6 protein-coding genes and 2 pseudogenes are annotated in these 7,688 nt (G+C 61.8%); 7 read left to right on the top strand and 1 reads right to left on the bottom strand.

Features of this window, described 5'->3' with window-relative positions:
* The 6 genes and pseudogenes from VFL62_RS00480 to VFL62_RS00455 all read left to right on the top strand — a co-directional run.
* A pseudogene (locus tag VFL62_RS00480) lies at positions 1 to 168 on the top strand (ABC transporter ATP-binding protein); the annotation flags it as partial.
* A gap of 12 nt (positions 169 to 180) precedes the next feature.
* Positions 181 to 1,059, top strand: a complete 879-nt coding sequence (locus tag VFL62_RS00475) for a branched-chain amino acid ABC transporter permease (protein WP_325170415.1) — start codon at positions 181 to 183, stop codon at positions 1,057 to 1,059.
* A 2-nt stretch (positions 1,060 to 1,061) separates the two neighbouring features.
* Positions 1,062 to 2,102, top strand: coding sequence for a branched-chain amino acid ABC transporter permease (locus VFL62_RS00470; RefSeq protein ID WP_325170414.1), 1,041 nt, complete (start codon positions 1,062 to 1,064; stop codon positions 2,100 to 2,102).
* Positions 2,103 to 2,121: 19 nt separating this feature from the next.
* Entirely contained in the window at positions 2,122 to 3,348 is a 1,227-nt protein-coding gene (locus VFL62_RS00465) for an ABC transporter substrate-binding protein (protein WP_325170413.1), read from the top strand.
* A 272-nt stretch (positions 3,349 to 3,620) separates the two neighbouring features.
* Entirely contained in the window at positions 3,621 to 4,853 is a 1,233-nt protein-coding gene (locus VFL62_RS00460) for an ABC transporter substrate-binding protein (protein ID WP_325170412.1), read from the top strand.
* 110 nt (positions 4,854 to 4,963) lie between these two features.
* Positions 4,964 to 6,244, top strand: coding sequence for a glycerate kinase type-2 family protein (locus VFL62_RS00455; protein WP_325170411.1), 1,281 nt, complete (start codon positions 4,964 to 4,966; stop codon positions 6,242 to 6,244).
* A 173-nt stretch (positions 6,245 to 6,417) separates the two neighbouring features.
* Here the strand turns inward: VFL62_RS00455 and VFL62_RS00450 are convergent, their stop codons facing one another.
* Positions 6,418 to 6,921: a MarR family transcriptional regulator gene (locus VFL62_RS00450; protein ID WP_325170410.1), complete on the bottom strand. Its 504-nt coding sequence runs from the start codon at positions 6,919 to 6,921 to the stop codon at positions 6,418 to 6,420.
* Between the two features lie 165 nt (positions 6,922 to 7,086).
* Between VFL62_RS00450 and VFL62_RS00445 the strand changes: the two are divergent.
* Positions 7,087 to 7,688, top strand: a pseudogene (locus VFL62_RS00445) (branched-chain amino acid ABC transporter permease); the annotation flags it as partial.

The following is a 7,688-nucleotide window of genomic DNA, read 5'->3' as shown; positions in this document are numbered from 1 at the left end:
AACCGCGAGGACAAGGTGACGATCCTGGTGGTCGAGCAGAACGCGCAGCTTGCGTTGGAAATTGCCGACCACGCCTATGTGATCGAAACCGGCCGCATCGTGATGTCGGGAAGCGCGAACGAGATCGCGGACAACGAAGCGGTCCGCAAATCCTATCTCGGCTACTAGGGAAACTCAGGCATGGAGCTTCTCACCAATCAGGTCCTGGCCGGCATCGCCACCGGCGCGATCTATGCCTGCATGGCGCTTGCGGTCGTCATGATCTATCAGGCGATCGACCATCTCAATTTCGCGCAAGGCGAGATGGCGATGTTCTCGACCTTCATCTCCTGGCAGCTGATGCAGTCGGGGATGTCCTACTGGAGCGCCTTCCTGCTCACGCTCGCGCTCTCCTTCGTTGGCGGCATCCTGATCGAGCGGCTTTTGTTCAAGCCGCTGGCCAAAGCGCCGATCCTGACCAACGTCGCCGGTTTCATCGCGCTCTTTGCCATCATCAATAGTTGCGCCGGGCTGATCTGGGATTTCACCATCAAGCAATACCCGACGCCGTTCGGCTCGGCACCGTTCCTCGGCAGCCAGCTGATCTCGACCCACCAGGCCGGTATGATCGGGGTCACGGTGCTGCTTTTGATCGCGCTCTATGTCTTCTTCCGCTACACGCGCATTGGTCTTGCCATGCGCGCGGCGGCGTCAGTTCCCGAATCGGCCCGGCTGGTCGGGATCAACACCTCCTGGATGATCGCGCTGGGCTGGGGCATGGCGGCCGCGATCGGCTCGATTGCGGGCATGCTGATCGCGCCCGTGGTGTTTCTCGAGCCCAACATGATGGGCGGCGTGCTGATCTACGGTTTCGCCGCCGCCGTGCTTGGCGGCCTCACCAGTCCGTTCGGCGCCGTGATCGGCGGCTTTCTGGTCGGCATCATCGAAAATCTGGCCGGCACCTACATCCCCGGCGTCGGCAACGAACTCAAGCTGCCGATCGCGCTGGCGCTGATCATTACTGTTCTGGTTATCAAACCGGCCGGGCTGTTCGGCCGGCCGATCGTGAAGCGGGTCTGATCATGAGCGCTGTCGAGGAAGCTGCTGCCGCCCCCGCGATCGAGGCCGTGCCGAAGCGGGCGATGACGCTCGGCACCGGAGCCTCGCTGATCATGCTCGCGCTCCTGATTGCCGTGCCACTGTTCGTAAAGAATTTCATCATCTTCCAGATGACGATGCTGTTGGTCTATGGGCTTGCGGTGCTCGCGCTTAACATCCTGACCGGCGGCAGCGGCCAGTTCTCGCTCGGACAAAGCGCCTTCTACGCCGTCGGCGCCTATACGACGGCGATCCTGATGGAACACGCCGACATCAACTACGCGCTGACGCTGCCGATTTCCGGCCTCGTCTGTTTTGTGTTCGGTTTCCTGTTCGGGCAGCCGGCGCTGCGGCTTTCCGGGGTCTATCTGGCGCTCGCTACGTTTGCGCTTGCGACCGCAATGCCGCAACTGCTCAAGCTCGGCTATTTCGAGCATTGGACCGGCGGCGTGCAGGGCCTTGTGGTCACCAAACCCGACCCGCCGGAGATCGTGCAACGCGTGCTTTCCTTGGCGCATCTGAAGATGTCGCAGGACATGTGGCTGTATTATTTCACGCTTCTGATCACCATCACGATCTACATCTTCTCGGTGAACCTGCTCCGGTCCCGCTCGGGACGCGCCTTCATGGCGATCCGCGACAACGAGATCGCGGCGTCTGCCATGGGCATCAACGTGGCGCTGTACAAGACGCTCGCCTTCGGCGTCTCCGCCGGTATCACCGGCATCGCGGGCGGGCTCGGCGCCATCGCCGTCCAGTTCGTCGCGCCCGACAGCTACACCATTACGCTCGCGATCTCCTTGTTCCTCGGCATGGTGGTCGGCGGCGTCGGCTGGCTGCCCGGCTCGATCGTCGGCTCTGCCTTTATCATCTTCGTGCCGAACATCGCAGAGGGCATCTCCAAGGGCCTTTCCGGCGCGGTGTTCGGCGTCATCCTGTTTCTCGTCATCTTCCTGGTGCCGCACGGTGCCAGGCAAGTCGCTATGGTCGCCCAGCAACTGCTGAGCCGCCGCAAAAGACCTTAAGAACACTAAGGAGAAAATGATGTCTGCAAGACGGAAGCTATGGATTGCCGCGGTGGCCGCAAGCGCAGCCGCGCTCGCCTCGACCGGCAGCGCGCTGGCACAGAAGAAATACGATACCGGCGCCTCCGACACCGAGATCAAGATCGGCAACATCATGCCCTATAGCGGGCCGGCTTCTGCTTATGGCGTCATCGGCAAGACCGAGGCGGCTTATTTCAACAAGATCAATGCCGAAGGCGGCATCAACGGCCGCAAGATCAATTTCATCAGCTACGATGATAGCTATAGCCCGCCGAAAACGGTCGAGCAGGCGCGCAAGCTCGTGGAAAGCGACGAGGTGCTGTTGATCTTCAATCCGCTCGGCACGGCCTCGAACACGGCCATCCAAAAATACATGAACGCCAAGAAGGTGCCGCAACTGTTCGTGGCGACCGGCGCCACCAAATGGGACGAGCCGAAGCAGTTTCCGTGGACAATGGGCTGGCAGCCCAGCTACCAGGCCGAGGCGAGGATCTACGCCAAATATCTCTTGAAGGAGAAACCCGACGCCAAGATCGGCGTGTTCTATCAGAACGACGACTTCGGCAAGGACTATCTGAAGGGACTGAAGGACGGGCTTGGCGCCAAATCGTCGATGATAACGGCCGAGGAAGGCTACGAGACCAGCGAGCCCTCGATCGACAATCACATTGTCAAGCTGAAAGCCGCGGGTGTCGACGTCTTCATCAGCATCACGACCCCAAAGTTTGCCGCCCAGGCGATCAAGAAACTCGCCGAGATGAATTGGGCGCCACTGCACATCGTCTCGAACGTATCGTCCTCGGTCGGCAGCGTGATCAAGCCGGCCGGCTTTGAGAACTCGCAAGGCATCCTGTCGGCCGCCTATGGCAAGGACGCGTCCGACCCGCAGTGGGACAACGATCCCGGCATGAAGAAATTCTTCGAATTCCTTGCCAAGTATTATCCCGACGGCAACAAGCTCGACGGCTCGGTGGTGTACGGCTATGGCGCGGCGCAGACCATGGTGAAGGTGCTTGAAATGTGCGGCGACGATCTGACGCGCGAGAACGTGATGAAGCAGGCCGCCAGCCTGAAGGACTTCGCGCCCGACACCCTGCTGCCGGGCATCACCATCAATACCTCGGCCACGGACTTCGCCCCGATCAAGCAGCTCAAGATGCAGCGGTTCAAGGGCGAGACGTGGCAGTTGTTCGGTGACGTGATCTCGAGCGAGCTGAGCAACTAGGATCGTTTCGTGTCCCGGATGCGGTGCTGCGCGCCAGCGTGCACCGCTGATCCGGGACCATGGCGGTCACCCCCGCGACCCCGGATCAGCTGCGCGCCACTTCGTGCTACGCAGCATCCGGGGCGCGACAGAGCCTACTAAAGAAGCAGCCGTTCGCGGAGGGCTTTTTGCTGCCGGCCGTGATAGGCTGGCGCGCCTTTGAAAGGATCAAGAGCTTTCGACCCAGAAAGCCAGACACAATCATCCGTCACTGGACAAGAGGGAGAAACGTCATGGCTGTTTTCGCAGGCAGAATTGCGATCACGTCGTTCGCCGCGTTCGCACTGCTGGCAGGCTCGGCCGCCGGCGCGCTGGCGCAGAAAAAATACGACACCGGCGCGAGCGACACCGAAATCAAGATCGGCAACATCATGCCCTATAGCGGACCAGCCTCCGCTTACGGCGTGGTCGGCAAGACCGACGCCGCCTACTTCAACAAGATCAACGCCGAGGGCGGGATCAACGGCCGCAAGATCACTTTCATCAGCTATGACGACAGCTACAGCCCGCCGAAGACCGTCGAGCAGGCGCGCAAGCTCGTCGAAAGCGACGAAGTGCTGTTCATCTTCAATTCGCTCGGAACGCCGCCCAATTCGGCGATCCACAAATACATGAATTCCAAGAAGGTGCCGCAGCTCTTCGTCGCGACCGGAGCCACCAAATGGAACGACCCGAAGGATTTTCCCTGGACCATGGGCTGGCAGCCGAGCTACCAGAGCGAGGGCCGCATCTATGCCAAGTATATTCTTAAAGAGAAGCCCAACGCCAAGATCGCGGTGCTCTACCAGAATGACGATTACGGCAAGGACTATCTCAAGGGCCTGAAGGACGGCCTCGGCGACAAAGCCGCCTCCATGATCGTAGCGGAGGAGAGCTACGAGACCTCCGAGCCGACGATCGACAGCCATATCGTCAAGCTGAAATCGACCGGCGCCGACATCTTCTTCGATGTCACGACGCCGAAGTTTGCGGCGCAGGCGATAAAGAAGGCTGGCGAGATCGAGTGGAAGGCGCTGCACATTCTCAATAACGTGTCGGCTTCGGTCGGCAGCGTCCTCAAACCGGCGGGCTTCGAGAACGCACAAGGCATTCTTTCCGCGGCCTACATCAAGGATGCCTCCGATCCCCAGTGGGACAATGATCCCGGCATGAAGGAATTCGTGGAATTCCTGACCAAGTATTATCCGGACGGCAACAAGCTCGACCAGTCCACCGGGGTCGGCTACAGCGTGGCCCAGACCCTGGTTCAAGTGCTCAAGCAATGCGGCGACAATCTTACGCGCGAGAACGTCATGAAGCAGGCAGCCAGCTTGAAGGACTTCCGCAGCGAGATGCTGCTGCCGGGCATCACCATCAACACCTCGCCGACGAATTTTGCTCCGATCAGCCAGCTTCAGCTCCAGGTTTTCAAGGGCGAGCGCTGGGTCCTGTTCGGCGACATCATCAGCGGCCAGGTCGGCGGCTGAGCAAAGCAGCAAGGGCGACACCCCCGCCGGCAGCATCGGCGGGGGTTTTCTTTTGCCGCAAGAGGATAGATAACGGCACTCCCTAAGGTGCTTTGAACCCAACCGAGACCATGACCGACCGACGCCCTCTCTTGCGCGCGATTTTCGATGCCGCGGTTGCCGCCGCCCATCCCGACGTGATCTTGTCGGCTCAACTGCCGCCCGCGCCAAAGGGAAAAATCATCTGTCTTGCGGCCGGAAAAGGCGCGGCCGCGATGGCCGCCGCCGCCGAGCGGCATTACCTCGATCAGCTGAAGCTCGATCCGGCGCGCCTGTCGGGTCTCGCCACCACGCGCCACGGCCATGGCGTGCCAACGCGGCGCATCAGGGTGATCGAGGCCGGTCATCCCGTGCCGGATGAAGCGGGGCTGAAGGCCGCCGACGAAACGCTGGCGCTGGCCCGGGGGGCCGGCCCTGACGATCTGCTTTTGGTGCTGCTCTCCGGCGGCGGTTCGGCGAACTGGATCGCGCCGGCGGACGGCGTCACCTTCGCGCAGAAGCAGCAGGTCAATCGCGCGCTATTGCGCTCGGGCGCGCCGATCGGCGAGATGAACATCGTGCGCAAGCATCTGTCGCGTATCAAGGGCGGCAGGCTGGCGCGGGCCGGCCAGCGCGCCGAGATCGTGACGCTGGCGATTTCCGACGTGCCGCATGACGATCCGTCCGCGATTGCGTCCGGTCCCACGGTGCCGGACCCGACCACGCTCGCCGATGCGCGCGGCATTGTGGCCAAGTACAAGCTCAATATCGACGAAGCGGTGCGGCGCGCGCTCGACGATCCCCACAACGAAAGCTGCAAGCCTGGTGATGCCGCCTTCGCGCGTGCCACCTTCAAACTGATTGCGCGTCCCAAGGCTTCGCTCGACGCTGCGATCAAAGTCGCGGGTGATGCCGGCTATGCGACCATCGGCCTGGGCGCCGACCTCGAAGGCGAAGCCCGTGACGTCGCGGCCGAGCATGCGAGGCTGGCGCTGAATGCGCGGGCCGAGGGCAAGCGCATTGCCATCCTTTCGGGCGGCGAGCTCACGGTGACGGTCAAGGGCACCGGGCGCGGCGGTCCCAACCAGGAATATGCGCTGGCGCTGGCGGCGCTGCTGAAGGACACGGCCGATATTTCGGCGCTGGCCGGCGACACCGACGGCGCCGATGGTGGCGCTGGCTCGGCCTCCGATCCCGCAGGTGCCGTGATCGACCACGCAACTTTCGCCAAAATGAAGTCGCTGGCGCTCGATCCTGCGGCCTATCTCGCCAACAACGATGCCACCGCGTTCTTTGCGGCGACCGGCGACCTGCTCCAGACCGGACCAACGCTGACCAATGTCAACGATGTCAGGGTGATTTTGGTGGATTGACGTGCGAAAGCACGTCATCCCCGGGCGCGCTTGAGCAGCGAACCGGGTATCTCGAGCTACTGTGCGCAATTGCGCACCTGAGCATCCGTTGCGCCACAATCATGCGCATAGACATGGATGCCGGGTTCGCTCGCAAAATGCTCGCGCCCCGGGAATGGCGAGCTGAGCGGCCCTCAAAACTCTTCCGCGATCCTCGTCAGCATCGCCACCAGAGCGGCGCGATTGGCGGGCCCCAACAGCTCGTTCAGCCGGGCCTCGTGCTTGGCGGCAACGAGTTTCTTGGCTCGCGCCAGCACCGCCTTGCCCTTGTCGGTGAGGACGAGATGATGCGAACGGCGGTCATTGACCGAGCGGACGCGCGCACACAATTCGCGGTTTTCCAGGCTGTCGAGCATCGCAACGAAATTCGGCCTCAGGATTCCGAGCGTGGTCGCGATCTCGGTCTGATTGCGTCCCGGATTGCGCTCGAGCAGCAACAGCACGGAAAATTGCGCCGGCGTCAGCTGCAGCGGCGCCATGCAGCGCAAGAAATCGTCGAAAATCTTGAGCTGCGCGCGCTTGAGCGGATAGCCGAGCATTTCGGCGAGTTCGCCGAGCTCGATGGCGCTATTCTCGCCGGCTTTGCCGGTGGCGCGCTGCGCCTTGGCGCCATCGCCGGCGGTTCTGGAAACGGTCATCGCCTGAGGCCTGAAAATCGCGCTATGCTCGAAATCTGCCCAAAAGCCGATCGGCCTTGAGGTTATATCCGATAATTGTTATCCATCATATCAAAATAGGCGGGCGGATATCAACCGCCAGCATAAAGGGATTCCAGGGAGCGCGCCGCTTTGAACACGACCATCATGCTGTTCCTTTTGCAGGACGGCATCACCAATGGCGCGATCTATGCCCTGCTCGGTCTGGCCCTGGTGCTGGTCTTTGCCGTGACGCGCGTCATCCTGATCCCGCAAGGCGAATTTGTCACCTATGGCGCATTGACCTATGCCACCCTCGCCTCCGGCCAGGTGCCGGGCACGGCACGCCTTGCAGTCGCGATGGGCATCGTCGCCTTCGTGCTTGATCTCATCCTGCGGCGACGGGCACTACGCCCTGGCTTGATTGCGCAAAGCCTTCTGACCAACATCGTGCTGCCTGCGGCTATTCTCGCGTTCACCTCGAATCTTGCCGACAAGCAGACCCCAATCGCGGTCGACATCGTGCTGTCACTGCTGATCGTTGGTGCGATCGGGCTTTATCTTTATCGCATCGCCTTTGCCCCGATCGCCCACACATCCGTGCTGGTGCTCTTGATTGCGGCCGTCGGCTGTCACCTCGCATTACAGGGCATCGGGCTCGTCTTCTTCGGCGCCGAGGGCCAGCGCGGCCCGCCGTTGTCGAACGCCGCCTTCACCATCGATCCGCTGCGCTTCACCGGCCAGAGCATCGCGGTCTATGCGGTGGCGCT

The sequence above is a fragment of the Bradyrhizobium sp. genome (genome assembly GCF_035701725.1).
GTDB lineage: Bacteria > Pseudomonadota > Alphaproteobacteria > Rhizobiales > Xanthobacteraceae > Bradyrhizobium.
The sequence above is the reverse complement of the archived record's forward strand: the minus strand, read 5'-3'. Positions and strand labels throughout refer to the sequence as shown.